Annotated in this window: 23 protein-coding genes; 8 read left to right on the top strand and 15 right to left on the bottom strand. The window is 69.8% G+C overall.

Annotated elements, in window-relative coordinates; all coding sequences use genetic code 11:
• Positions 1-4 precede the first annotated feature (4 nt).
• The 3 genes from OEB96_RS37945 to OEB96_RS37935 form a co-directional block, all read right to left on the bottom strand.
• Positions 5-298, bottom strand: a complete 294-nt coding sequence (locus OEB96_RS37945; RefSeq protein ID WP_266221784.1) for an Hpt domain-containing protein — start codon at positions 296-298, stop codon at positions 5-7.
• Positions 295-666: a response regulator gene (locus OEB96_RS37940; protein ID WP_266221783.1), complete on the bottom strand. Its 372-nt coding sequence runs from the start codon at positions 664-666 to the stop codon at positions 295-297. Before OEB96_RS37940 ends, OEB96_RS37945 begins: the two co-directional genes overlap by 4 nt.
• A 79-nt stretch (positions 667-745) precedes the next feature.
• The gene (locus tag OEB96_RS37935; protein WP_266221782.1) at positions 746-1,555 is read right to left on the bottom strand and encodes a hypothetical protein; all 810 of its coding nucleotides are present in this window, start codon (positions 1,553-1,555) and stop codon (positions 746-748) included.
• Between the two features lie 118 nt (positions 1,556-1,673).
• Between OEB96_RS37935 and OEB96_RS37930 the strand changes: the two genes are divergently transcribed.
• On the top strand, positions 1,674-3,230 hold the full coding sequence (locus OEB96_RS37930) for a right-handed parallel beta-helix repeat-containing protein (protein ID WP_266221781.1): 1,557 nt from the start codon (positions 1,674-1,676) through the stop codon (positions 3,228-3,230).
• Positions 3,231-3,267: 37 nt separating this feature from the next.
• Here OEB96_RS37930 and OEB96_RS37925 read toward each other — a convergent pair whose 3' ends face one another.
• The 8 genes from OEB96_RS37925 to OEB96_RS37890 all read right to left on the bottom strand — a co-directional run bounded on the left by OEB96_RS37925 (position 3,268) and on the right by OEB96_RS37890 (position 11,752).
• Positions 3,268-3,999: a hypothetical protein gene (locus tag OEB96_RS37925; RefSeq protein WP_266221780.1), complete on the bottom strand. Its 732-nt coding sequence runs from the start codon at positions 3,997-3,999 to the stop codon at positions 3,268-3,270.
• Between the two features lie 67 nt (positions 4,000-4,066).
• Complete coding sequence (locus tag OEB96_RS37920) at positions 4,067-5,119, bottom strand: ketoacyl-ACP synthase III (protein ID WP_266221779.1); 1,053 nt, start codon at positions 5,117-5,119, stop codon at positions 4,067-4,069.
• Positions 5,120-5,144: 25 nt separating this feature from the next.
• Complete coding sequence (locus tag OEB96_RS37915; protein WP_266221778.1) at positions 5,145-5,366, bottom strand: acyl carrier protein; 222 nt, start codon at positions 5,364-5,366, stop codon at positions 5,145-5,147.
• Positions 5,367-5,421: 55 nt separating this feature from the next.
• Positions 5,422-6,060, bottom strand: a complete 639-nt coding sequence (locus OEB96_RS37910) for an acyltransferase (protein WP_266221777.1) — start codon at positions 6,058-6,060, stop codon at positions 5,422-5,424.
• Between the two features lie 55 nt (positions 6,061-6,115).
• Entirely contained in the window at positions 6,116-6,550 is a 435-nt protein-coding gene (locus tag OEB96_RS37905) for a hypothetical protein (RefSeq protein WP_266221776.1), read from the bottom strand.
• 53 nt (positions 6,551-6,603) lie between these two features.
• Positions 6,604-9,168 (bottom strand): glycogen/starch/alpha-glucan phosphorylase, encoded by a 2,565-nt coding sequence (locus tag OEB96_RS37900; RefSeq protein ID WP_266221775.1) that lies wholly within the window; start codon positions 9,166-9,168, stop codon positions 6,604-6,606.
• Positions 9,169-9,186: 18 nt separating this feature from the next.
• Positions 9,187-10,821, bottom strand: a complete 1,635-nt coding sequence (locus OEB96_RS37895) for a serine/threonine-protein kinase (protein WP_266221774.1) — start codon at positions 10,819-10,821, stop codon at positions 9,187-9,189.
• Between the two features lie 151 nt (positions 10,822-10,972).
• A complete protein-coding gene (locus tag OEB96_RS37890; protein ID WP_266221773.1) occupies positions 10,973-11,752 on the bottom strand; it encodes a hypothetical protein in 780 nt (259 codons plus the stop codon).
• 423 nt (positions 11,753-12,175) lie between these two features.
• Here OEB96_RS37890 and OEB96_RS37885 point away from each other — a divergent pair, with 423 nt between their 5' ends.
• The 6 genes from OEB96_RS37885 (at position 12,176) to OEB96_RS37860 (ending at position 19,369) form a co-directional block, all read left to right on the top strand.
• On the top strand, positions 12,176-14,056 hold the full coding sequence (locus tag OEB96_RS37885) for a M1 family metallopeptidase (protein ID WP_266221772.1): 1,881 nt from the start codon (positions 12,176-12,178) through the stop codon (positions 14,054-14,056).
• Between the two features lie 4 nt (positions 14,057-14,060).
• On the top strand, positions 14,061-15,302 hold the full coding sequence (locus OEB96_RS37880; RefSeq protein WP_266221771.1) for an outer membrane beta-barrel protein: 1,242 nt from the start codon (positions 14,061-14,063) through the stop codon (positions 15,300-15,302).
• A gap of 181 nt (positions 15,303-15,483) precedes the next feature.
• Positions 15,484-16,734: a hypothetical protein gene (locus OEB96_RS37875; protein WP_266221770.1), complete on the top strand. Its 1,251-nt coding sequence runs from the start codon at positions 15,484-15,486 to the stop codon at positions 16,732-16,734.
• Positions 16,731-17,300, top strand: coding sequence for an RNA polymerase sigma factor (locus OEB96_RS37870; RefSeq protein ID WP_266221769.1), 570 nt, complete (start codon positions 16,731-16,733; stop codon positions 17,298-17,300). Before OEB96_RS37875 ends, OEB96_RS37870 begins: the two co-directional genes overlap by 4 nt.
• A complete protein-coding gene (locus OEB96_RS37865) occupies positions 17,293-18,498 on the top strand; it encodes a FecR domain-containing protein (RefSeq protein ID WP_266221768.1) in 1,206 nt (401 codons plus the stop codon). Before OEB96_RS37870 ends, OEB96_RS37865 begins: the two co-directional genes overlap by 8 nt.
• 76 nt (positions 18,499-18,574) lie before the next feature.
• Positions 18,575-19,369 (top strand): crotonase/enoyl-CoA hydratase family protein, encoded by a 795-nt coding sequence (locus OEB96_RS37860; RefSeq protein ID WP_266221767.1) that lies wholly within the window; start codon positions 18,575-18,577, stop codon positions 19,367-19,369.
• A 42-nt stretch (positions 19,370-19,411) separates the two neighbouring features.
• On the opposite strand, the gene OEB96_RS37855 is transcribed toward OEB96_RS37860, so the two are convergent.
• From OEB96_RS37855 to OEB96_RS37840, 4 genes are all read right to left on the bottom strand, one after another.
• Positions 19,412-20,752: a serpin family protein gene (locus OEB96_RS37855; RefSeq protein WP_266221766.1), complete on the bottom strand. Its 1,341-nt coding sequence runs from the start codon at positions 20,750-20,752 to the stop codon at positions 19,412-19,414.
• Between the two features lie 71 nt (positions 20,753-20,823).
• Positions 20,824-22,164 carry an Ig-like domain-containing protein gene (locus OEB96_RS37850; RefSeq protein ID WP_266221765.1) on the bottom strand — a complete coding sequence of 447 codons (1,341 nt, stop codon included), beginning with the start codon at positions 22,162-22,164 and terminating at the stop codon, positions 20,824-20,826.
• A 295-nt stretch (positions 22,165-22,459) separates the two neighbouring features.
• A complete protein-coding gene (locus OEB96_RS37845) occupies positions 22,460-22,855 on the bottom strand; it encodes a TraR/DksA family transcriptional regulator (RefSeq protein WP_266221764.1) in 396 nt (131 codons plus the stop codon).
• Positions 22,856-22,858: 3 nt separating this feature from the next.
• Positions 22,859-24,352: an amidase gene (locus OEB96_RS37840; protein ID WP_266221763.1), complete on the bottom strand. Its 1,494-nt coding sequence runs from the start codon at positions 24,350-24,352 to the stop codon at positions 22,859-22,861.
• A 147-nt stretch (positions 24,353-24,499) separates the two neighbouring features.
• Here OEB96_RS37840 and OEB96_RS37835 point away from each other — a divergent pair, with 147 nt between their 5' ends.
• The gene (locus OEB96_RS37835; RefSeq protein WP_266221762.1) at positions 24,500-25,522 is read left to right on the top strand and encodes a hypothetical protein; all 1,023 of its coding nucleotides are present in this window, start codon (positions 24,500-24,502) and stop codon (positions 25,520-25,522) included.
• Positions 25,523-25,532 lie beyond the last annotated feature (10 nt).

The raw sequence follows: 25,532 nt of genomic DNA, 5'->3' as shown, positions 1-25,532 counted from the left end.
GACCTCATCCTTGGCGCTGCACCGCGGCCCGTACGGCCGCGATGAGCCGATCGAGGGCCTGCGCACGCTGGTCGTCGTCGCACTGCTCGAGGTCTTGCCCGCGCTCGGACAGCTCGGGAAGCCCGAAGCTCGCCCCCGTGCCCGCGAACTGGTGGCCGAGGCTGCGCGCCTCCTCGGACGCCTGCGGGTCCGCAGCGTCGAGGCGAGCCCGCAGGGTGACCATCACGTCGAGACGCTCGGACAGACCCGCGAGGTAGCGGGCATGCAGGCGAGCACGAGCCTCGGGGCCGAGGCTCATGGACTCGCTCCGAGCAGGCGCTCGATGGTCTGCAGCAGCTCGTCCTCGTCGATGATCGGCTTGCTGACGTAGGCATCGAAGCCCAGGGCGAGGAACCGCTCGCGATCGCCACGCATGGCGTGGGCGGTGAGCACCACCACCGGGAGCGCGCGCAGGTCGTCATGCGCCCGGAGCCGCGTGAGCACCTCGGTGCCGTCCATGCCGGGCAGCGAGATGTCGAGCAGGACGAGATCCGGCCGCTGCGTCATCATCCCCTCGAGCGCCGAGGGTCCGTCAGCATACTCGTACAGCTCGTAGGCGTCGTCGAGCAAGGCGGAGATGAGCGCTCGATTGTCGTCGTTGTCCTCGACGAGCGCGATTCGCTTCACCCCGCGAGCATATCAGGATGGCGCGGGCTCGTGGCCAAAACTCGACCCGACCACGAGCCGCGCATGGCAAGGAACGGCGCTATCCCGCCACACAGGCGTCGAAGACCTCCTTGCACAGCCAAAGATCCTCGGCCCCATCGATGCACTGGGTACACAGGGCATGCTGCTCGAGGCAGGCATCGACGACCGCCGGGTCCTGCGGGACGCAAGCGCTGTCGTCCAGGTCGCCGACGCATGCATCGAATCCCGCCGCGCAGGCCTGCACCGCGCCTTCGTCGTCGGCCACGGCAGCGCACGCCTCGTAGACGTCGAGGCATGCGCTCACCCCCGGGTCGGGACAGACCGGCTCACACGTGTGATCGCAGTCCTCTGCTTCGAGACAGTGGTCGAACAAGGTCTCGCACGCCTCCACGTCGCTGAGGGTCGTGGCCTGCGCGACGCAGGCGGCGTGGATCTCGAAGCACGCGGCATCGGGTGCTCCTCCGGAATCGCCCGCGCCGGCGGAATCGCCCGCGCCGGCGGAATCGCCCGCATCGCCACCGTCACCGTCGTCGCCCCCGTCGTCGCCCCCGTCACCGGGTCCGTCTCCGCCATCCGAGCCCGCCCCGGGCTGCGGCTCGTCGTCCCCGTGGTCGCAGGTGTCGAGGCAGACCTCCTTGGCCGCCTCGCAGGCCTCGATCTCCTCGGGCCCGTCGGCGTCGTCGAGGCAGTCGAAGAAGTCGTCGAGGCAGGCCTCCTCGTCGTGGTCGCCGTGCCACTCGGTGTAGACGCAGCCCGAGCCCAGCCCCAGGGTGAGCCCCAGGCCGACGCCCAGGCCAGGCCAGGAGCCCGAGAGCCGCCGATGAGGAAGGAACGAGAGCAAGTCGAGGATACGAAGAGTACGTGCCATGACCCGTGCAACACCGCGCCACCCCGCAGGTGTCACCGCCTCCCGAGCCGGGTACCCTGTGGCCATGACGATGCGGAGCTATGCGTGGATCTTGGCGGGATTGTCGACGATTGGAGCCATGACGGGGGCGAGCCCAGCGTGGGCCGCGGTGGTGAACGTGGGCCCCGGCGACGACGTGGAGGGGGCGATCAACGCGGCCCAGCCCGGCGACGAGATCGTGCTGGCCGGCGGCATGTACACCTTGACCGAGCGCTTCAGCTTCGACATCGCGGGCACCGAGGGGCAGCCGATCATCATCCGGGCCGCCGACGGCGAGCAGCCCCACCTGCACCGCCCCGACGCGGCGCAGAACATCGTCGACATCGACGGCGCGACGTGGGTGGAGATCCGGGGGATCGAATTCTCGGGCGGCTCGGCCGGCATCCGCATCAGCGCCGCGGACCACCTCACGATCGAGGACTGCGAGATCCACGACACCGCTGACGTGGCCCTGCGCGCCAACGACGGCGGCGTGACCTACGAGTCGCTGCACATCGTGCACAACCACATCCACGACACCGACGACACGGGCGAGGGCATGTACCTGGGCTGCAACAACGACGGCTGCCGCCTGGCCAACAGCGTGATCGAGCGCAACTGGGTGCACCACACCAACGGGCCCATGGTCGTGCAGGGCGACGGGATCGAGATCAAGGAGGGCAGCTACGGCAACGTCATCCGCGACAACGTGATCCACGACACCAAGTACCCGTGCATCCTCACCTACAGCACGGCGGGCAACGGGCCGCCCAACGTGATCGAGCGCAACGTGCTGTGGAACTGTGGCGACCACGGGATCCAGTCGGCCGCGGACGCGACGATCCGCAACAACATCATCCTGTCGGCCAACGTGGACGGGATCGCGATGCAGATGCACCAGTCGGGGTCGCCCGACAACCTCGAGGTCGTGCACAACACGATCGTCAAGTCGACCAACGATGCGATCTCGCTGCGCAACGCCGTGGGCGACGTGCTCATCGCCAACAATGCCGTCTATGCGCAGTCGGGCAGCGCGATCTTCTTCGGGGCGGGCGACACCTCGGGCGTGATCCTGGCCGGCAACGTGGGCATCGGCGGGGTCTCGGGGGGCCCGGGCGGGGGCTACGTGGATGGCGATCCCACGCTCGATCTGGTCGACGGGCACTTCGGGGGGGCGCCTCCGATCGACGTGTTCCCGGCGCCGGGCGGGGCCTTGATCGGCGCGGGCGACCCGGCCTACGTGACCGCCGACGACTTCAACACCACGCCGCGCGGCGGTGTGGCCGATGTGGGCGCCTACCTGTTCGACCCGGAGGGCAACCCCGGCTGGCCGCTCGCGCCCGAGTTCAAGGACTTTCCCGACGGTGGTGGCAGCGACACCGATGGTGGCACCGGGGACACCGGCAGCGACGGGACGGGCGGGGTCGATGAGACGGGCGGCAACGGCAGCCTCGGGGACACCGGCACGGGTGGTGCGGGCAGCGAGGCGGGGGACGGAACCGGCGGAGCCACGGAGGGCACGGGCGGTACGGGTGGCTCGGCCGGCGGGGGCGATGGCGAGGGTGGTGGGTGTGGCTGCCGCTCCACGGACCGCGCACCGCTCGGCGGCGCCATGCTGATGATGCTGCTGGGATTCCTCGCACGTCGTCGACGCTGAGCCACGCGGCCACCGCGAGGTCGGGTGACCTTCACCGTCATCCCGACCCGTCGTCGGGCGAGAGCCGCAGCGACAGCGAGATCGCATCCTTGCCCCCGTGCTCGGCCGGCGGGGGCGGCAGCGTGGTGGAGAGGATCGACTCCTGCATGCACTCGACCAGCTCGGGATGCACCAGCTCGTTGCCCTGCCCGATCGCCACCGACTCGACGACGCCGCCGATCTCCTCGTCGCCGAGGATCTCGAAGTCGAGCACCAGCATGCCCGCGAGCGAGGGCTCGGTCTGCCGTGCGAGCTCGTAGCACTCGTCGGCCAGCGGCATCAGCTCCTCGTTCATCACCTTCATGAGGTAGCCGTGGTTGCCGGTACGATCGGTGAGGTTGCCGGGCGTGGGGGCCTCGTCGTCGGGGCCCGGGCTCCCGCCCCGCCCGCCTCCGGCCGACGCAGCCGACCCGGCGGACGCATCCTCACCCTCCGAGGAGCCCCCCTCGCGCTCGGCCGCTGCGCGCTCGCGAGCATGCATCGCCTCGAGGATGCGATGACGCATTGCGTCACGCTCGGCCCGCGCCTCCGAACGACTCCGCGTGGCCACGCTCGGCGGTCCTTCCTCCGCAGACACGCCCTCCCTCGCCGCGCCCGGTGGTGACACTCCCCGGGACTGCGGCTCTCCCTCCGCCCCCTTCGGCGGGGCCCCACGATCGAGCAGGAACATCGCCCCGGCCAGGAGCGCCACCACCACCAGCACCACCACGGCCACGATCGCCCTGCGCATGGCCATGGAGTACCACGCACGAGCCCCCGCTCTGACGGGCGCCGAGCGACCCCCCAGCCAGGCAAGCCTAGACCTCGATGAGCGGCAAGCTCACCACGCCCTCGGTCTCCATGGCCAGCCCCGACCACGACAGGCCCACGCCGAAGCCCATCATCACCCACTTGGTGCGGGGCTGCATGAGCCCCTGGGAGCAGGCCACCATCGTCAGCGGGATCGAGGCGCTCGAGGTGTTGCCGTACTCGGCGATCGACATCGGCACCCTGTCCTTGGGCAGCTTCATGCGCTTGGCCAAGAAGTCGAGCATGAACCGGTTGGCCTGGTGCAGCACGAACGAGTCCACGTCGTCCACCGCCCAGCCGGCCCCTTCGAGCAACTCGCGCAAGAGCGGCGGCACCTTCTTCATGGTGAAGGTGAGGATCTCGGGCCCGCGCAGCACCAGATCGATCGGCCGCCGCTCCTCGTCGTACTCGTTCATGCGGCGCTCGAACAGCGCGGGGGCCCAGGGCTCGCGCGCGGCCCCTCCCGGCACGATGATGTGCTTGATCCCGCTGCCGTCGGCCGCAAAGCTCCTGGCCCGCACGTCGTCGCCCTCGGCCGACAGCGCGGTGGCCGTGCCCGCGTCGCCAAAGAGGATCGCGTTGGCGAGGTCCGGGCGCTGGTCGCACTCGCGCAGCCGCGGCCGAATGGTGCCCGAGGTCATGTCGCCGCACAGCAAGAGCCCCCGCTTCACCAGGCCCGAGGCGATGAAGCTCTCCACGATCATCATGCCGTGGGTGAAGCCCGAGCACCCCAGGTTCACGTCGAACACCAGGCAGCGCTCCGACAGCCCCAGCTCGCGATGCGCCACGTGGGCGCTGGCCGGCATGACGTAGTCGGGCGACGAGGTCACGAGCACCACCGCGTCGACCGACTCGCGCTCCCAGCCGAGCTGGTCGAGCAAGGGACCCGCCGCCGCGATGCACAGATCGGTGGTGGTCACCCCCGGCTCCGCCTCGCGCTTCTCCTTCACGCCCGTGTTGCCGATGATGCGATCGACGTCGAACTGCTTGAAGTTGTCGTAGGCGGCGGAGGTCTCCACCTTGTTCTTCGGCACGCACGCCGAGATCCCAGCGAGTCTCATCGATCCGGCTCCTGGCGCGAGGTCGCTACTTCAGGCCGGCGAGATCGAGCACGTCCTGCACCGTCTTGCAGTCCGGGATCTTGTTGGGATCGATCACGATGCCCGCGTCTTCGAGCACCGCGATGAGCTGCAGCACCGAGGTGGAATCCCAGGCCTCGAACTTCGACAGCTCGACCTTCGGGCCAAGCTCCTCGGGCGATACCATGATCGCCTCGGCCATTTCCTTGACGAACTCTTCCTTGGTCACGAGATGATGCTTACCGCGGGGCCACGACGGACACAAGCACGGATGGCGAGCTCGCCTACTCCTGGGGCTCGACCGGCGGCTTGGGGCGGAACAGGCTGTCCGGGATCCGCACGTTGGGGCGCGGGCGCGTGCAATTGACCACCGTGCGGGGAGGCACGTCGCGGTCGACCATGACCCCGGCATTGATCACGGAGTCCTCCCCCACCTCCACCCCGCACGCGATCACCGATCCTGCCCCGATCGAGCAGCCCCGTCGCAGGATCGTGGGCTTGTTCCTCACCGGGTAGAGCCGCGCCAGCGGCTTGTTGGGGTAGTCGTGGCCCATGTTCATGTGGGACAGCAAGATCACCCGCATCGCGATCGAGACGCTGTCCTCGATGATGATCTGGTCGGTGAGGTCGAAGAAGACCTCCCGGCCGATGTACGCGTGCGAGCCCACCGTGAGGTTGTCGAACCCGTTGGGGCACTCGTGCAGCGTGATGTTGGGTCCGATCGGCCAGCAGTCGGGGTGGATCTTGGCGCCGTAGCGCGCCAGCAGCTCCTTGGTGAGCCGCGGATCCCAGGTCTGGCGGATGAACGCCGCCACGCCCAGGTAGCCGTTGCGCTCGAAGATGACGTCGGGGTCCGGCCACTGGGTCTGATCCCACAGGCGGGATCGCGCGTAGTTGATGAGCTTGCGAGCGCTGTCCTTCACCACGGGATCCGAGTCTACCCATTCATCGCGCCGGACGGGACCCTCCTCGGGGAACTCAGATCGCCAGCCGCAAGGGCGTGGTCCGCCCGAGGAACATCACGAGCGCGCGCACCCCCTTGACCCGCCGACCCACCGCGCGCAGCTCGTCGGTCATGCGGATCATCAAGCGGTGGCCCGCCATGGGCCCCTTGGCCGTGAAGTCCTCGTGGACGGCCACGAACAGCACCACGAACGCGTCCTCCTCGCGGGTGTAGATCACCGTCCCCACCGGAACGACACCCGCCGGAGTCTGGTGCACGGCGAACAGCGCCTGGGGAACGAAGGACTCGAGCTCGACCCGCAGGTGCCCGCCGACCTCGGTCACGCGCGGAGGACCGTAGCGCTGGGCAATGAGCGCGACGGCCCGGGACAGGCGCGCCTGGTTGCGGTTGAAGAACAACAGGCGCTCGAGCTCGTCCTTGTGCTCGGCGCCGAGGGTGGAGGTGAGCACGATTTCCGACACGATCGCCTTCGTCCCTTCCGTTCGGCCGTGGATCGACGCGGTCAGTCGATCTCGATCGGGTTGCGACCTTCCATCGAGATCCGCAGCGGCTCGATGCCCCAGATCTCGCGAGCGTACTCCCCGATGGTTCGGTCGCTCGAGAACCGCCCCATGTGAGCCAGGTTGCTGACCACCTTCTGGGTCCAGGCATCCTCGTCCTGGTAGGCCGCGTCGACCCGCTCGTGGCATTCCCAGTAGCTCTCGAAGTCCGCGCACACGAGGTAGGGGTCGTCGTTCCACAGCGAGTGGATCACCGTTTCGAAGCGCGCCTTGTCGTCGGGGCTGAAGAAGCCCGAGGACACCATCTCGAGCGCTCCGCGCAGCCGGTCGCTTCGCTCGATGTAGTGCGCGGGGTAGTAGCCCTGCCGCTTGACCTCGGCCACCTGCGGCGCATCGAGGCCGAACAAGAAGAAGTTGTCCTCGCCCACCGCATCGCGGATCTCGATGTTGGCGCCGTCGAGGGTGCCCACGGTGAGCGCCCCGTTCATGGCGAACTTCATGTTGCCGGTGCCCGAGGCCTCCTTGCCGGCCATCGAGATCTGCTCGCTCACGTCGGTGCCGGGGATGATGGTCTGCGCCATCGAGACCCCGTAGTTGGGCAGGAACACCACGCGCAGCCGCCCTCGCATGGCCGGGTCGGCGTTGATCGTGTCGGCCACGTCGTTGATGAGCTTGATGTGCAGCTTGGCCATCGCGTAGCCCGGCGCCGCCTTGCCCCCGAAGATGAAGGTCCGGGGCACCCGCGACTGGCTCGGGTCGGCCTTGAGCGACTGGTAGAGCGCCACGATGTGCAGACAGTTGAGCAGCTGCCGCTTGTACTCGTGCAGACGCTTGACGTGCACGTCGAACAACGAGTCGGCATCGACCTCCACCCCGGTGCGATCGAGCACCAGCCGGGAGAGGTCCTGCTTGTTCTGGCGCTTGATCTTCTGCACCACGTGCAGGAAGTCGGGGTCGTCGCGGAGCGAGGCGAGCGCCTCGAGCTGATCGAGGTCCGTGATCCAGCCGGGCCCCAGGCGCCGCGTGATCACCTCGGTGAGCCGGGGGTTCGCCTGCATGATCCAGCGCCGCGGCGTCACCCCATTGGTCTTGTTGTTGAACTTCTCCGGCCACATCTCGGCGAAGTCGGGCAAGAGCTGCTTGCGCACCAGCTCGCTGTGGAGCTGGGCCACGCCGTTGACGCTGTGCGAGCCCACCACCGCGAGGTGGGCCATGCGGAGCTTCTTGTGGTCGTCTCCACCGGCCACGATCGACATGCGCTCGAGCCGACCGTCGTCGCCGGGCGAGTGGATCTGCACCTGTCGCAGGAAGCGGCGGTTGATCTCGTAGATGATGCCCAGGTGCCGCGGCAGCAGCCGCTCGAACATCGACACCGGCCAGGTCTCGAGCGCCTCGGGCAGCAGCGTGTGGTTGGTGTAGGCCACCGTCTTGTGGGTGATCGCCCACGCCCGGTCCCAGCTCAGCCCCTCCACGTCGAGGAGCACGCGCATCAGCTCCGCCACCGTGATCGCGGGGTGGGTGTCGTTGAGCTGGATGGCGACCTTGTCGGGGAACGCATCGAAGGTGTCGTGGGCCTTGCGATAGCGCCGCATGATGTCCTGGATCGAGCAGCACACGAAGAAGTACTGCTGCTTGAGCCGCAGCTCGCGCCCCTCGAGCGAGTCGTCGTTGGGGTAGAGCACCTTGGAGATCGTCTCGCTGATCGACTTGTCCTCGACGGCGCGGCGGTAGTCACCGTCGTTGAACACCGAGAAGTTGAACTCCTTGGTGGCGCGCGCCGCCCACAGCCGCAGGGTGTTGACGGTGTTGTTGCCGTAGCCGGCCACGGGGGTGTCGTAGGGCACGCCCAGCACCCTCTCGGTGTCGACCCACTTGACCCGCAGCACGCCGTCCTCGTCCATCCGCTCCTCCACGCGGCCGTACATGGGCACGGTGACCGTGTACTCGTGGCGGGGCATCTCCCACGGGGTCCCCTGCGAGAGCCACGCGTCGCCGCGCTCGACCTGATAGCCGTCGCTCACCTCCTGCATGAAGATCCCGTACTCGTAGCGGATGCCGTAGCCATAGCCGGGCAGCCCCATGGTGGCCATGGAGTCGAGGAAGCACGCCGCGAGGCGGCCGAGGCCGCCGTTGCCCAGGCCCGGATCGTGCTCCTGCTCGAGCACGGCGTTCAGGTCGACCCCGTAGCTCTGCAGCAGCCGCTGGGCCATGTCGAACAGGTCGAGGCTGAGGAGGTTGTGGCCGAGGAAGCGCCCCATGAGGAACTCGGCCGAGAGGTAGTAGACCCGCTTGACGTCGTTGTCGGTGTACTGGCGCTGGGTACGGATCCAGCGCTGCACCAGGCGATCGCGCACGGCGTGGGCGACCGCCTGGTACACGTCGAGCATGGTGGCGGAGCCAGGGGCCTTCATGCAGGTGTAGAGCAGGTGGTCGAGCACGGCCCGCCGCACCGTGTCCGGGTGCATGCCGGTGCGATCGTCCTCGACGACGATCTTCGTGCGCGCGTGGCCCTCACTGGCCTGGGTGGAGGACTGCTCGGTACTCGGGTTGGAATCGGCGTCGTTCATCGTGGTCTTCGTGGTGGTCTAGGGTTCGTCCTCGAGGACCAGCTCGGCCCCGGGCTCCCCGGTCTGATAGTCGAACCCGTGCTGCTCGATCCACGTGAGCAGCTGGGCGCGGGTGACATCGGTACCGATGCCCTCCCCGTTCTTCAGCTGGTGCAGCATGCGACGGCGCTCCTGCACGTCGAGCGGACTGTCCATGCGCAGGAACACGGCCTCGAGCGCGGCGATGCTGGTGGTCACGGGCTCGGCGGCAGCCGGCGCGCGCGCCCAGCCCAGGATGAGCTCGGTGAGCACGGACCGGCGCTGCTCGTTGCGATTGCGGCCCGGTGGGGTGCCGCGAAGGCGCTCGTGGTACGTGGTCATCGCCACGTTGACCGCCTGAGGGCTGCGCCCGCGAAGCACCGCGATCCGCTCGAGCTCCGACTCGAGCTCACCCACGCTCATCCGCATGAGCGCCACCTCGACCGGATCGGGCTCGCTGGCCGCGGGGGCACTCGACGCGGGTCTGCTCGCAGCCGCGACGGGAGCAGGGTCACCACTTCGCCAGCGATCCACCGCCAGGGTCATCCCGGCCAGGGCCACCCCGACCACGAGCGCCGCCGCCAGCCGCCGCACCACCCGGCCCCTGCGGCGCCGCGGGGGCAAGCTGAACGCCTGCGCTGCGCTCTCGGCGGTGGCCGCGGACATGACGGCGCTCCACAGCTCGTCGCCGAAGCGCTCCGCGGTCTGTGGACGAGCGTGTGGCTGCTTGGCCAGCGCCCGCATGAGACAGGCCTCGAGCGCCGGAGGGATCCCATAGTCGGGCGCGAGGGCGCTGGGAGCCGGTGGTGGCACCTCGCGATGCAAGCGCGCGTACTCCTCGGGGTTTGCCGCCAAGAACGGCGGTTGCCCCACCACCATCTCGTAGATCACCACCGCGAGCGAGTAGATGTCGCTGCGTCCGTCGACGGCCTCGCCGGCCAGCTGCTCGGGTGACATGTAGCACGGGGTCCCCGGGGGCATGCGTCCGGTCGCAACCTCGCGATCGTCGATGGTGGCCACGCCGAAGTCGAGCATCTTCACCAGGCCCGGCCCCTGGTGCCGCTCTTGCAGCATGATGTTCGATGGCTTGACGTCGCGGTGCACGACCCCGTGCCGATGCGCCTCCGCGAGGGCCTCGCAGCACTGCGTCGCGATGTTCACCGCACGCGAGGCCTCCAAGCGCCCCTGGCTCTGCAGGGTCTGGGCGATGGTGGAGCCACGGATGTGCTCCATGGCCAGGAACAGGGTGCCGTCGGGGAGCTTGCCGTAGTTGTAGATCGCGACGATGTGGGGATTTTGCAGGCGCGCGGCGGCCTTGGCTTCGGTTTCGAAGCGGGTCGCGATCATGGGATCCTTCGAGAGCCATGGATGGATCACCTTGATGACCGCGGTACGACCCACCGTGGGCTGATCGGCCAGGTACACGCCCCCCATGCCCCCTTCGCCCAGCTTGGCCGTGACCACGAACTGATCGATGATCGAGCGCCCGATCATCGCGTCCTGAGCCGGGGGAGCCGTGGAGTAGCCCGGACCCGGCAAGGTGGCATGCTCGCGGCCGCTGAGGGTCACACCGCAGCCCGAGCACTGCCGGGAGCCCGAGGAGACGAAGGCTCCACAGTGGGCGCAATTCGGCACCGGCCCCATCTTACTCGCATCCCCCGGGCCGGTCGAAAGCTCCACCGGCCCACGAGAACGCAGTCGCGCGAACCAATTGAAAACGGCCCCCCTTGGGGGGCCACCTCGCTGCACCGTTTGCCCGCAGCGGCTGCGGGGGGCCGAAACGAGCCTAGCGAGCCTCGACGCGGGTGCCGAAGGCGATGCGGGTCTCGAGCTCGAGCACGGCCTCGATGTTGGCGGTGAGGTCGGCGCTCTCGACCGACTCGAAGTCGATGCCGTCGAAGAGGCGGTCGTAGGTCTTGGACAGGGTGAGGTCGATGGGGAACGCCTCGTCCGCGGTGACGCGAAGCGGGCCGCCGTTCATGACCGTGCCGAGGTCGAGGTCGACCGAGATGGTGTCGTGGCCGGTGAGCTCGAAGTCGATGGCGATGTCGCCCTTGCGCGCCACGCCCTCGAAGTAGAAGGTCGCGTTGCGAACCTTGGCCGCGTCCTCGCCCATCGCGTAGCGGGCGGTGGTCTCGGCGTCGCCCACGTAGGGGCCGTACTCGATGCTCATGCCGCAGAACGAGCCGGCCTCGACCTCGACCGAAGCGAAGGAGAGCAGGTCGAGATCCTCCTCGTTGATGTCCTCGGGCAGCGGACCCCAGAAGGGATCGAAGGCGTAGCTCTCGCCGCCGCACTCGTGAAGGACCGCGCCGGCGGTGGTGACGTAGGCCGCCCGCAGACTGACCGTCCAGCCCTCATCGGTGTCGAAGGTGGTCGCCTCGCCGAGGAGCAGCTCGGGGAACACCCCATCCCGCGGCGTGGCGTGATGGGTGACCATCAGTTGCACCAGCGTGGTGCCGCCGTTGGCCTCGTTCTGGAACGCCTCGATGAGGTCGCAGCCCGAACCGAAGGCGGTGGTGAAGGTCAGAGCGGCAGCGGCAAGGGTTCGGGCGGTGAAGGACATGGGCGACCTCGCTTCGACATTTGCCATTAAGCCGGATTACGTTTTTTCGATCAAGTAAAAAGCGAATCCCGACTGAAGAAATTCGTGGGGCCCGTTGCGCGAAAGTACGCAAGAAAATCGGCAAACGCGCTCAATTGGGCTCTTCCTGGCCGGTGTGGGGATCTCTTCGATCCGGCGTGGGCCACATCGAACTCACAAAACTAAACCAAGATCGTGGGAGATCGAATGGGGTAAGAAAACCCCAGTTGGTCTCACATCTTTCCGCGCACCGTTGACCAACGCCCGACAAGTCCGGTAGGGGACCGAATCGTGGCTGTTTTCCGTTGGTCCACGGTGCTCCTCCCAGGGTTGCTGCTGTCCTGTCACTCGCACCCAGTGGGACCGACCACCACCCCACATTCCTCCATACCACCCCTCACTGCCATGAACGGTGGAGATCTCTCCCACGTCGAGCCAGGATCCGATCCCCACTCCTACGCGCGCCCAGATGAGGTCGTGGTCCGGCACATGGGCCTTCAGTGGACGGTGTCGTTCGAGGACCGACGTCTGGTGGGACATGCCACCCTGTGGGTGGAGCGCAGGGACCCCTCCGCTCCGCTGTGGCTCGACACCCGGGATCTGGACATCGAGGCGGTGCAGACCGCTCCCCGACCGGCGAACCTCGAGGAGTCCTCGCCCGCGCTCGCGCGCATCGAAGGCGCTGCATGGACGGAGGCCGCATGGGCACGAGGGGAGCGCGACCCGATCCTCGGACAGCCGCTGCGGATCGAGCTGCCGCCCCAGGCCGAGCTGGTGCGCATCGCATACCGCACGTCGCCGCAGGCCTCGGGTCTACAGTGGCTCGAGCCGCGGCAGACGGCCGATGGCACCGACCCCTTCCTCTATAGTCAGTCGCAAGCGATCCACGCGCGCTCGTGGATCCCGTGCCAGGACTCGCCCGGCGTGCGGGTGACCTACGACGCCACGGTGTTGTTGCCCGTCACCGCGCAGGCCGAGGATCGCGTGGCCCTGATGTCGGCACGACGCGTGGAGTCCCCGCAGCTCGGGCCCGGCGAGCATCGCTTCGAGATGCCGCAGCCGATCCCCGCCTATCTGGTGGCGTTGGCGGTGGGCCGCGTGGAGCAGCAATCGCTGGGCGAGCGCAGCGGCGTGTGGGCCGAGCCCTCGGTGCTCCCGCGGGCGGCTCGCGAATTCGCCGACGTCGAGCGGATGATGGAGGTGGCCGAGTCGCTGTTCGGCCCCTATCGCTGGGAGCGCTACGACGTGCTGGTGCTGCCGCCGGCGTTTCCGTTCGGCGGCATGGAGAACCCGCGGCTGACGTTCGCCACGCCCACCATCCTGGCCGGCGATCGCTCGCTGGTGTCGCTGGTGGCCCACGAGCTGGCGCACTCGTGGTCGGGCAACCTGGTGACCAACGCCACGTGGGAGGACACCTGGCTCAACGAGGGCTTCACCGTATACATCGAGCGGCGCATCGTGGAGGCGCTGTACGGACGCGGGCGCTCGGAGATGGAGGCGCTGCTCGGACGCCAGGATCTGCAGGACGAGATCGAAGGGCTCGACGAGCCCGGTGACTCGCGGCTGCACGTGGCGCTGCGCGGGCGCGATCCCGACGAGGCGCTGTCGGACGTAGCCTACGAGAAGGGCGCGCTGTTCCTGCGCGAGCTCGAGGAGAGCTACGGGCGCGAGGCCTTCGATCCGTTCGTGCGCAAGTGGTTCGACTCGCACGCGTTCACGAGCGTGAGCAGCCAGGAGCTCGAGGCGTTCCTCGACCGCGAGTTGGTGAAGGTGGCCGTCCCCCTCCCATCACGGCAGGTGGCGCGACCCCAGGTGTGGATCCACGAGCCCGGGGTGCCCGAGGGGGCGCCGCAGCCCCGCTCGGACGCGTTCGAGCGCGTCGATGCGGTGATCGACGCGCTCGCGAGCGGCAAGACCTCGGTGCGCTCGCTGCCCACCCGGGACTGGACGCCGCACCAGTGGCTGCACTTCTTGCGGGGGCTGCCCGCGGAGCTGCCGGCTCGGACCCTGACCGAGCTCGATGCCACGTTCGCGCTGACGGCCTCCACCAACTACGAGATCCTGGCGCAGTGGCTCGAGCTCTCGATCCTGCGGGGTCACGCGGCGGTGGACGAGCGGCTCGAGCAATTCCTGACGACGGTCGGCCGCCGCAAGTTCCTGGTGCCGCTCTACGAGGCGCTGCTGGCCGCGGGGCGCCGAGGCGACGCGCTGCGGATCTACGAGCGGTCACGGGCTGGGTATCATCCGATCACTCAGCACAGCCTGGACACGCTGCTGCGAGGTTGAGCTCATGCCGATCGATCTCATTGCGCTGACCATGGCCGCCGCGACCGCGACCGCGACCGCCCCGACCGCGACCGCCTCGACCGAGCCTGCGCCCGCCGAGGGCTTTGGGGGATTCTCCGATCCCAGCCCCGCCGCCGAGCCCGTGCCCGCGCCCGATCCTCGCGAGGCGACGCGCGAGGGCCAGGTGCCACGCACGCCCACGTGGGTCGCGGGCGCGTTCGTCGACGTGGCGTATCTGTTCAACTCCAACTTCCCCGGCAACCACATCTACGCGGGCGCGGTGACCCACCCGCGAACCGGGGAGATCACGCTGCCCGTGGTGGCGGCATACGTGCGTCACGAAGCCAGCGAGCAGGAGCCATGGCGCTTCGAGCTGGCCCTGCACGCGGGCGCGGCCGTCGACGCGCTCTATGCCGGGGAGCCGACCCCCGGCCGGCCCGCGAGCGCCTACGCGGGGCCCGAGGTATGGAAGCACATCGCGCTCGCCAACGGCGGGTATCGCTTCGCCAGCGGCACCGAGCTCGACGCGGGCCTGATGTCCGCCCCCATCGGGGTGGGCGCCTTTTGGTCCAAGGACAACTGGACGTTCAGTCCGGCCTGGTCCTCCAACGCGGTGCCCTACTACCTGATGGGCGCACGGCTGGCCCAGCCGCTCGCGGCCGGGTTCTCGGTGGAGGCGTGGGTGGTCAACGGCTGGCAGACGATCGGCGACGTCAACCGCTCGCCGTCGGGCTTGGTGGGGCTCTACTGGTCGCGGGGTGACGTGTCTGCCGTCGGGCAGGTGTTCTTTGGGCCCGAGCAGGAGGAGCTGGCGCCCGACACCTGGATGGTGCACGGAGACACCCAGGTGATCTGGGACGGCCGCCCGGTGGGCGTGGCCGCGGTGTTCGACGTGGGTCGCGAGGGCTTTGGGGACCTCGCGGCGGACTCGCTGTGGATGGGCGGCGGCGTGTGGGTGCGCGGGTTTGCCTGGGAGGGACGCCAGGCCTCGCTGGTGCTGGTGGGGCACCCCGAGGTCTGGTGGGATCGCGACGGTCGGAGCTTCGGCGTGCCGCAGCTGCTGGCATCGGCCACGGCGGGGCCGTCGCTCTACTTCCGCGACCTGCTACAGCTTCGTCTCGAGTACCGCTACGACCGCTCGTTGGCCTCGGATGGGTTCTTCTTTCGCGGCGACGCGCTGGCCCTGGCCAACGAACAGCACAACCTGATGCTGAACCTGCTGGCCAAGTTCGAGCGACCATTCTAGGTCGCCGTGGCGCCGGGAATGCGGAGTCTGCGCATGCCCGATCTGCCGTAATCTCGTGGGAACGATGGAGGCCGGAAACCTTCGTCCCCCTCGCGGGTGACAGTCCCAGCGGAACCCGCCCGCACGAGGGCTCCCTTCGCGCCGCTGCCGTGTCGTCGTGTCCGCGCTCGCGCTCACTCTCATGCTCGCTGCACGACCCACCATCGCGGTGGAGGTCCATCCCGATCCGTTCGTGGAGACCGATCCGCACGCCCGCATGACCGCCCTGCGCGGCTGGCTGGTCCGCCGGCTGCTCGAGGAGGGCTATGACGTCGCGGCCGATCCAGCGCAGGCCCACGGCGTGGTTCGGGTGCGCGCTGCGGGCGAGGGGTTCGTGGTCGAGGCCCAGGCCCAGGGCCGACCCGATGCGCGGCGCAGCTATGCGATCGAGACCGGCCCCGATGCCGTGCAGCGCCTCGAGGTGCTGCACCACGCGGTGCTCGGGGTCGAGCAAACGTACGAAGCCAACGACGTCCTCCCCGGCTCGCGGCTGGGCCTGGCGGTACGAGTGGGTGCCGGCGCGCAAGGTGATGCGCTGCTCGAAGCAGTGGCCGTGGTCACCGAAGCGGCGGGCGTGACCCTCACCGCCCATCCGATCCCGGGCGACACCCTGGCCTGCGTGGATCCACGAGGCCACCTGGCCGAGGTGAGCGTGGGCCCGGCCGAGGCCGACTGCGGGCCGCCCGTGCTGGTGCTCGAGCTCGGCGACGGCTCGCCCGAGGCCTCGCGTCGCGCCGCGCGTGCGCTGTTGGAAGCCATGCGACCTCCGCCGGCCGATGGAACCGAGCTCGATGTGAACGACCTCGGCGGCCCTCCCCCCGGCGAGCCGGCGCCTCCGCCCCTGCTCGCCACCGCCGAGGACCCGGGCGACCCCGTGGCCATGCACGGCCCTCCGCGCGCCGAGCTGCGCCTGATGGCCAGCGCCGGGGTGGCCAGCCGTGGCCGGCAGCTCGATCCGCTGGTGCAGGCGGGCTGGCGCATGGGCAAGCTCCGCGGCATCGGAGGGAGGCTCTCGGTCTCGATGATCCCCTCGCGCGGGACGGGCATCCAGGTGCTCGACTCCCGCCTCGTGGTCGGACCCGACTGGCAGGTTCCCATCGGACGACGCGGCTCGTTCGAGGTGGCCGCGCTCGTGGGCTCCGATCTCCACACGTACCAGACCGATCGGCGCACCGCAGGCGACGTGGCGCTGGCGGCCGAGCTGCCGCTGTCCTGCGGAGTGGCCGTGCGTCGCGGTCGCACGCGGGTGCAGCTGGGCGTGATCCCGGGGGTCTCCTCGCAGGCATGGACCCACGAGGGCGGGCCCTATCGCACGCGCACGATCCGGTGGAGCCGCCCGCTGTGGAGGATCGGCATCGGCGTGGGCATCACCCACGGATGGAGGATCGAGTGAACCGCGACAGCGGAGTCATCGCGCTCGAGGACCTCGGCGAGCTCCCGGCCTCCGCCGAGGCGCTGCGCGTCGACGAGCTCTACCGCCGCTACCAGGGCCTGGTGTATCGCCTGGCGCTGCGCTACGGCCGAGGCGACTCGGCGTGGGCCGAGGACGTCACGCAGGAGGTGTTCCTGCGGCTGTTCGACGTGGTCGAGCGGCTCGAGGAGGGCGACGGCCTCGAGGGTTGGTTCTATCGCGTGACCAGCAACCGCTGCCTCAATCGCCTGCGTCGCGAGCGGCTGCGGGCCTCCGCCCCCGTGCGCTGGCTGCTGGGCGAGAAGGCGCGGCCCCCCATCGATCCCGAGCGCCTCACGGCCGCGCGCGAGGGTCTGGGCCAGGCGTGGGCCGTGCTCGACGAGCTGCCCCCCAAGGAGCGCCTGGCGTTCTGCATGGTCCACGTCGACGGCAAGACGCTGGTGGAGATCGGCGAGATCCTCGGCCACACCAAGGGCTACGTGTGCAAGCTGGTCAAGCGCGCGGAGGCCCGCATCCGCGAGGCCGGCTGGGAGGTCGACCATGTCTGAGCGACCACGGCTCGCCCCGAGCCTCCGCGAGCTCGACGAGGTGCTGGCCGAGCGCGGCATGCCCCGCCACGCCCGCGATCGCGTCGGCGCTCGCCTGCGTCGCGAGGCGCTTCGACGCGAGGCCACCTCGGGATTCCGCTTTCGTTGGCTCCCCGCCCTCACCTTCGCAGCGGGAGCGGCCCTGGTGCTGATGGTGGTGGGCGTGCGACTGCGTCAACCCCCGCCGATCTCCTCGCAGACGGCGAGCTCGACGCCCACCGTGTTCGGCGGATCGTTCTCGGTGCAGGGCGAGAGCTGCCGCCACGTCGACCGGGGCCCGGAGGTCGAGCTCCGCGGCACGTGCCTGCTGTCGGCGCCTCACCTCGCGGTGCACACCTGGGATCGCGTGCGACTCCGACACGATCGAGCCGACCACGAGAGCCCCGGCGACGTGCGCCTGGTCGAGGGCACCGCGATGTTCGACGTGACCCGGGTGGTGGAGGGAGCGCCCCCGACCCGCATTCCCGTCTCCCACGGCGTCATCGAGGTGCTCGGCACCCGCTTCACCATCGAGCAGGGTCCGCTCGGAGGACACGTCGATCTGTTCGAGGGAAGGATCCGCTTCATCGACCTCGAGGGTGTCGTCACCGAGATCGCTCCGGGTCAGCGCCATGCATGGGGAGACGCGGTGGCCATGCTCTCGCCCGCGCCAAACGAGGACGCCGAGAGCCTCGCGCCAGGCGGGTCGCGGACACCCGCGGTCGCTGCGACCGCGACCGCGACCGTGGTCACGACCGAACGAGACGCCGCGAGCGAGGCGGACCACGCTGGCGAGCCCGACCGCGACGTCCACCCGCCGCGACGACGCTCCGCCCGCGCCGAGCCTCGCGCAGCCGAAGACGATGACGACGCAGTCGCCACGGCCGACGACGCCACCGCGCTCATCGACGAGGTCGGCCGCCTCCGTGCCCAGGGCCGCTATGGCGACGCGGCCGAGGTGCTGCGCCGAGCCGAGCGTACCCGACACTGGGATGCACGCACCGCCCAGGTGCTGAGCTACGAGCTCGGCGAGATCATCGAGCGCCACCTCGGCGATCGCCAGGCCGCCTGCGAGCACTGGGCGCGACACGCCGAGCGCTGGCCGCAGGGCCGCTATGCACGGGCCGTGAAGGCGGCCCAAGAGCGTCTGGCGTGCCCAAACCAGCAGAACGACCAGTAGAAACGACCCGCACGAGCCCCCATCGACCGACTGCCCTGCCTGCCACGCGGGCGCTCGCCGTGCTAACCACTCGAGCATGGACGATCGCGTTCGCGTGGAGCTCTCCGGAGGGGTGGCCGAGGTCTGCATGGTCCGGGCCGAGAAGCACAACGGCCTCGATCGGCGCATGTTCGAGGCATTGATCGACGCGGGCCGCAGGCTCGCCGACGATCGCTCGCTACGCGCGGTGGTGCTGCACGGCGAGGGGCCCTCGTTCTGTGCGGGCCTCGACTTCGCGTCGTTCATGCGCGAGGGCAGCGACTTCGAGTCGATGCTCCGGCGCGAGGAGGGCTCGCCCGCCAACTTCGCCCAGCAAGCCGCCTGGGTGTGGCACGAGCTGCCCGTGCCCGTGGTGGCCGCGCTGCACGGTCACGTGTACGGCGGAGGCCTGCAGCTGGCCCTGGCCGCCGATCTTCGCTACGTGACCCCCGACGCCAGCCTCTCGGTCCGGGAGATCCAGTGGGGCCTGATTCCCGACATGACCGGAACCCAGACCTTGCGGCACCTGGTGCGGCTCGACGTGGCCAAGGAGCTCACCTTCACCGGGCGCAAGGTCTCGGGCCACGAAGCGGTGGCCCTGGGCCTGGCCACCCGGGTCGAGGCCGACCCGCTCGCGGCGGCACGATACACCGCCCGCGAGATCGCCACCCGCTCGCCCGACGCGATCCGTGCCGCCAAGCGCCTGCTCGAGGTCACCCGCGTCACGACCACCGAGGAGGGCCTGAGCCTCGAGGAGGCGGTCCAGCGCACGGTGCTGGGCAAGCCCAACCAGCTCGAGGCGGTCATGGCAGGGATGCAGAAGCGCGCGCCGCTCTTCCGCGATCCCGAGTGATGAAGCCACTGTTGCCACGGTTGCCACGAGGTGGGCGTGCCATCAGCTCGCGGTCGGGTCGACCACGCGCCCCATGAACATCACCATGCCCGACCGGGTGTCGCGCACGAAGAACATGAACGGGTGATCGACCACGAACGCGTGGGGCAAGCCACCCGGCGCGGCGGCTCCCTCGGCCATCACCACCGCGGTGGCGGCCGCCGCCTCGGTGCCGTTCTCGTCCACCGCGATGAAGCCCTTGTGGTAGACCTCGGAGATCATCGAGCCGGGCTCGGAGCGGGTGATGCCGGAGAAGTCGGCCCGGGGCGTGAACGCCTCGGTGATGCCCAGCTTGCCGAGCGCATCCTTCAGGGCCAGCGACTCGGACGGGCGCAGCTCGAGCTTGGGCAGCGACACCTGCACGAGCCGCCCACCATCGCCCTGGCCGAGCGCCGCGTGCCAGGCCTGCAATCGCGCGGCATCGAGCCTGCCTTCGACCGCGGCCAGTCCGTCGGTGGCGGTGGGCAGCACCACCGTCATCGCGAAGCGCCCGTCCGCGTAGGGCAGCTCGACCAGCTCCACGCCGTCGGCGGGTACCGAGGCGTGACGCAGGTGCTCGGTGAGGACCATCGTGGGCGCCCGGACCTGGCCGCTCGGGGTCGAGAACGGCGCGGGCGCGGTGGCGTGCGCCTCGAACGGGTGCAGCCACTGCGCCTTGAAGTAGAGCGCATTGGTCAGCACCAGGCGCGTGGTCTCGTCGACCGAGCCCGCGGGCAACAGCTCCTGGATCCGATCGTGGGTTCGCTCCTCGACCCAGTCGTTGATCCGCGCACGGGCGGCCGGTGCTCCCCCCTTGAAGTCGACCGCCTCGAGCGGCGCTCCGAAGACCCGACGGGTGAGCTCGACGAACGCGGGCTCGAACGAGAACGAGGCCTCGCCGAACAGGCGGTTGGCGACGCGGAGCTCGGTGCTCTCGTGCGCGGCACTCCAGCCCTGCTGCATCGTCGCCAACGCGCGCTGGACCTCGCTGGCGGGGCGGTCGTAGTGCAGCGCCTGCTCGAGCTCGGTCGACGTGGTGCCCTGAGCGCCGGCCTGGGTCATGGCCAGGGCCACGGCCACGCTCGCGGGCGAGAGGATCTGGTTGCCGGCCCCGGCCGCGGCCTCGCGGTAGAGCTCGAGCCCGAACGCGTTGAAGCCGGTGGCGACCTCGGCCACCAGCGCTTCGGAGGCCGGCGTCATCACCAGCGGCGACGGCTCGGCTGGGGTCGTGGTCGGCACGGGCACCGTGGGCTCGCCCTTGGCCGGAGCGATGGGGGTGGACCCCGCGGGGGACTCGGAAGGGCTCGAGCCGCCGGTACAGGCGGCCAGCAGCAGCGGTAGCAGGCGAAGCGAGGACGGCGACATGGTGGTCGCCGGAAACGGGCCGACGAACCCCCACGATCTGTCATCGTTTTGCCATCGCCCGTCTCGCCTCGTCACCGGGCACGGCGACGTCGGCCGAGCCGGCGCAGGCCCAGCAGGCCCAGCAGCATCAGGCCCGCGCCCATGCCACCGCTGCCGCCAGGGGCCGACCGGCACTCGCAGCCGCCGTTCTCGAGCGGCCCGAAGCCGGTGCCGTATCCGGGCGGCAGCGCACCCGCGCCGGGGTCACCGCCATCGGCACTCGCATCGCCCGCATCCCCCGAGCCACCCTCGAGCCCGCCGTCCGAGCCACCGCCACCGTCCGAGCCACCGCCATCCGAGCCACCCGCACTGGTGGTCGTGCCGGAGGGCGGAGGCTCGCCGTTGGTCACGTAGATGGTCACCACCGGGCTCACCGTGACGTTGCCCGCCGCGTCCCTCGCCTCGATGTAGAACTCGTAGGTGTTCTCGGGGATGTTGGAGACCGGCCACGGACCGAACGGATCGCTCGCATCCATGCCCTGTGCCGCACCATCCACGAAGAGCGTGACATCGGTGACCTGCACGTCGTCGTTGACGCTGACCGTGATGTCGAAGTCGGAGCCCGGCGGGAACACGTCGCCGTCGTTGGGATAGATGATCGCGGCCGTCGGCGACTGGGTGTCGGGCACCGACGCGCCGAAGATGCTCATGATGATCTCGTAGGAGTTCTGCGTGTTGCCCCCGCACTGGCAGGCGCGCTGGCTGAACTCCCCGCACGGAGCATCCACGTCCTGGAACGTCTTGGCCCCGCACCCCGACAGGTACGTCATCGGGTCCTGGCACAGGTACTCGTGATCGAGGCCCCAGGCGTGCGCCGCTTCCTGGCCGATGACCTCCGCGATGAGCTGCGGGTTGTTGCCCAGGGTGTCGGCAAACGTGAAGGTGATCGGGTTGTTGATCACCCCGCAGGTGAACGGCGCCACGCCGCCCGCCCCCGCGAAGCCGGCCATCGCTCCGTCGCCGCACACCACCGCCTCGTCGTGGGAGACGTTGCCCGGATCGACGTCGGTGACCGTGATGTTGAAGGGCGCGAAGATGTTGCGCGTGCGAGTGACGACGTCGTTCCACGCCGTGTCGCCGTAGGGGAAGGGCGGGAAGTTGATCGTGCCGCCCACGATCTGCGACTGGTTGGCGATCGAGCCCCCGTTGCCCGGTGAGATCGTCAGCCCACCCGCGCAGCGCTGCAGGAACAGGATGTGCGGCGCCCCGCCTTCCTGGGGATCCACGTCGTCGACCAGGCCATCGGCCTGGTCGACCCAGACGTAGGTCCCGCGTGGATGATCGGTCACCTCGGGCTCTTCCGCGCGGGCGGTCGAGGTCGTCGTCACCCCCAGCGCAAAGGCCGCGATCCACCAGGTCCTGCTCGACGTCATGCGTTCCATGCTCTCCAACATCGCCCCGCGACATCCTCCAACGGTTCGGCCAGTCAGGGCCAGCGATTTCTCGCATCATGCCGAGGAATGCAGCGCCTTGGGGGTCTTGGACCACTCCATGGCGCGTCACGAGCGTGGGCTGACGAACACGAAGGGCTCGATGCTCGCTCGCGCATGCGAGTGATCTCTCACTCGAACCGAGATCCCCGAGCTCGAGCACGGCTCGCTCGCGCTCGCGCGCGCTGGTGTGGGGCTCTTCCCGTCGGGCTCCAGCCGTCGGGCTCGACCCGGCGGGCTAGCGATAGTCGGTCAAGTGCTTGCGCGAGCCCGGAGCATCCTGCTCCTCCTGCTCCGACTGACACGTGATGCACAGGTGCACCCATGGCTGCAGCTCCATGCGTCGCGGGGGGATCGGCTCGTCGCACGACTCGCACAGGCCGAACTCGTCGGGTTCCTCGTCGAGCCGCTCGAGCGCCTCGGCGATCTGCTGCAGCCGTCGGGTCCGCAGCCGATTGCGGTTGGAGGCGATCACCTGATTCATCTCGGTGAGCGGCGCGGCATCCTCGTCGATCTTCTCGGTGGGCTCGAGACCCTCGCGCAAGGGCTCGATCTCCACGGCCCCTTCGCGCCGCAGCTCCTCCCGCAGCTCGAGGAGCCGCTTGCGGTACCGCTCGTTCGTGCGCGCGTCCATCGGTCACGAGGATATCAGCGAATCGGGCCCCACGAAGCGCTCGGGCACGCGCCAGCACGGTCGGGCGCGGCGCCAGCCGCCGAAGTCCTCCTCGAGCGCCGCGGCCACTGCGACCGTCAGGTGATCGTGCCCGCGACGCCCGATCACCTGCACCGCCAGCGGCAGCCCCTCGCGCGAGAACCCGGTGGGCACCACCGTCGACGGCAGCTCGAGCACGTTGAACAGCCCCGTGCACACGAAGTCGAACGGCGTGAGCATCGGTCGGTAGTGCCGCGGCGCGGGCCGGGAGTACGGCGGGTGCAGCAGCACCCCGCGCGGACCCAGCACCTCCTCGAGCTCGGCCCGCAGCGCGTGCCCCTCGGCCACCGCCGCATCCACCCGGCTGGGGACGCGGGCCATCAGCTCCTCGAGCCCTGCGATCACCAGCGCAGGCAAGGTGTGATGCGATCGCCCCAACGCCAGTCGCACCAGCTCGCGCGCGGGTGAGATCGGCGCGCCATCACCCAGCACGTCGGCGTAGTGGGGCCCTCCCCCGGTCGCCATCATCGCAGCCCAGATCGGGAACGCCTTCTTCATGCGCGGAGCGTCGAGCAGCTCCACGCGGGCGCCACGGGCTCGCAGCGCCGCCGCGGCGTCGTGCACGGCTCGACGGTTCTCCTCGCTGACTCGTACCAAGCCGCTGCTCTGCACCGGATACACGGTCACGTCGCGAAGCTCGACCTCGGCCGGATCGCCGAGCGACCACGGCTCCACCACCACATCGTGCCCATCGGGTCCCGCGAGCGCGCGAAGGATCGGCATCACGTCCTCCACCTTGCGCGTCAGCGGACCGCACACCAGATAGCCCGAGAGGTTGCCGTCGCCAGCCGGCGGCCAGAAGCCCGTGTTGGGCACCAGTCGCCCCGTGGGCTTGTGCCCCACCGTGCCGCAGAACGCCGCGGGGATCCGGATCGAGCCGCCCACGTCGGCACCCAGGCCGAACGCCACCCCCGCCGTCGCCACGATCGCCCCCTCGCCGCCGCTGCTGCCCCCCGACGTGTGCTCGAGCGACCAGGGGTTGACCGTGCGCCCGTACACGTCGTTGTAGGTCTCGAGCCACAGCCCACCCTCGGGAACGTTGGTGATGCCCACGAGGATGGCCCCCGCCTCGCGCAGCCGTCGAACGGTGGTCGCATCGCGATCGGCCCGAACGTGGCGACGCGACCACACCCCGGCCGTCAGCGGCATGCCCTCCGCCATGATGTACTCCTTGGTCGTGTACGGCAGGCCGAGCAGGGACGGCAGCGCCTGCGGCTCCGCGGCGGCCATCACCCGTTGCTCGGCCACACGAGCCTCGGCCCGGGCAGCCTCGTAGCGGGTGGCGATCACCGCGTTGAGGGCCGGGTTGACCGCTTCGATCTGCGCGATGTGGGCCTCGAGCAGCTCCACGGGCGAGACTTCACGACGACGGATCATCCCCGCCAGGGCCATCGCCGATCGGTCGAGCAGATCGTCCATGCCGGGATCCTACATGGACCCGAGCGCAGGCGCCCGCACCGCCCCGGCGTGGCCGCAGGCGGCCACGACCTCACCCAACGAGGCATGCGTCACAAAGATCACCCGCCCGAGTTGATTCTCGGCGGTGACCGGCCGACGATGGCTCGGATGAACGGTCCCGCTCACCTGCGCATCGCCGCGACCCTCGGCGTGGCGCTCGCGTCCGCGGTGGGGCTGGGGTGGCCGGCCGAGGCGAAGAGCGCCGAGCCACGGGACGGTCGCCCCTGGGGCCGAGGGGTGTCGCGCCCGACCTTTGGCCTGTCCCCCTGGGGGCTGTTCAACGAAGACGTGGCCAGCCTGAGCTTCGGCCTGGGCTTCAACTACTTCATCGTCAACGGGCTGTCGGTGGGCGTGAGCGTGTCCGACACCATCTTCATCTACCGCGAGGCGTTCAAGGCCCGCTACCCCGGCATCGAGACCCAGTGGCCGACCAACATGGTCGAGATCACACCCACGCTGCAGTACGTGTTCTTCCGCAACCGGCGGTTCTCCCCCTTCGTCTACGGCGGCGTGGGGCCGGCCATCTTCAACCACGGGGCCGGGACCTACGGGCAGTGGGTGGCCGGACCCGGCGCCTACTTCAACGTGGTGGGTCCATTGTTCGTGAGCGTGGGCGTGGGCTTCTCGGGGCTGTTCCCCACCGATCGCTGCAGCGACGCGCTCACCTATCAGCCGGCGGATCCGATGGTGAACCCGGTGCGGCTCGATCTGTGCTCGTTCCGCTGGGGCCCGCAGGTCGGCTTCACCGTGGCCTTCGGCGGTGGAGGGCGCGCACGCGACCGCCGAGCGCACGAGCGGCGCGAGCCAGCGCCGGCCGAGCCCGCGAGCAATCCGCTCGACGAGGTGGTTGGGCCCGAGCCCACCGATGCGCCACCCGTCGAGGCCACGCCCGAGTCCACCGAGCCGCCGCCGATCGAAGCCGCGCCAACCGGAGAGACCTCGCCGCCGAGCGACGCCCCGCCCGCCGACGTCCCGCCGAGCTCCGGTGAGGCAATCGGCCCCGCGCTGCCGCCCCAGGATGCCCCACCGCCGAGCAGCGAGACCACGCCTTCGGTCGGGCCTTCGGTCGGGCCGTCGGTCGGCGATGCACCACCATCGGATGTGGCCGATCCGGTCGAAGACCCGAGCTGAAGATCCACGC

The organism is Paraliomyxa miuraensis, from assembly GCF_026337845.1.
Classification (GTDB): domain Bacteria; phylum Myxococcota_A; class Polyangia; order Nannocystales; family Nannocystaceae; genus Paraliomyxa; species Paraliomyxa miuraensis.
Note: the sequence above shows the minus strand (reverse complement) of the source record. Positions and strands in the feature narration are given on the sequence as shown.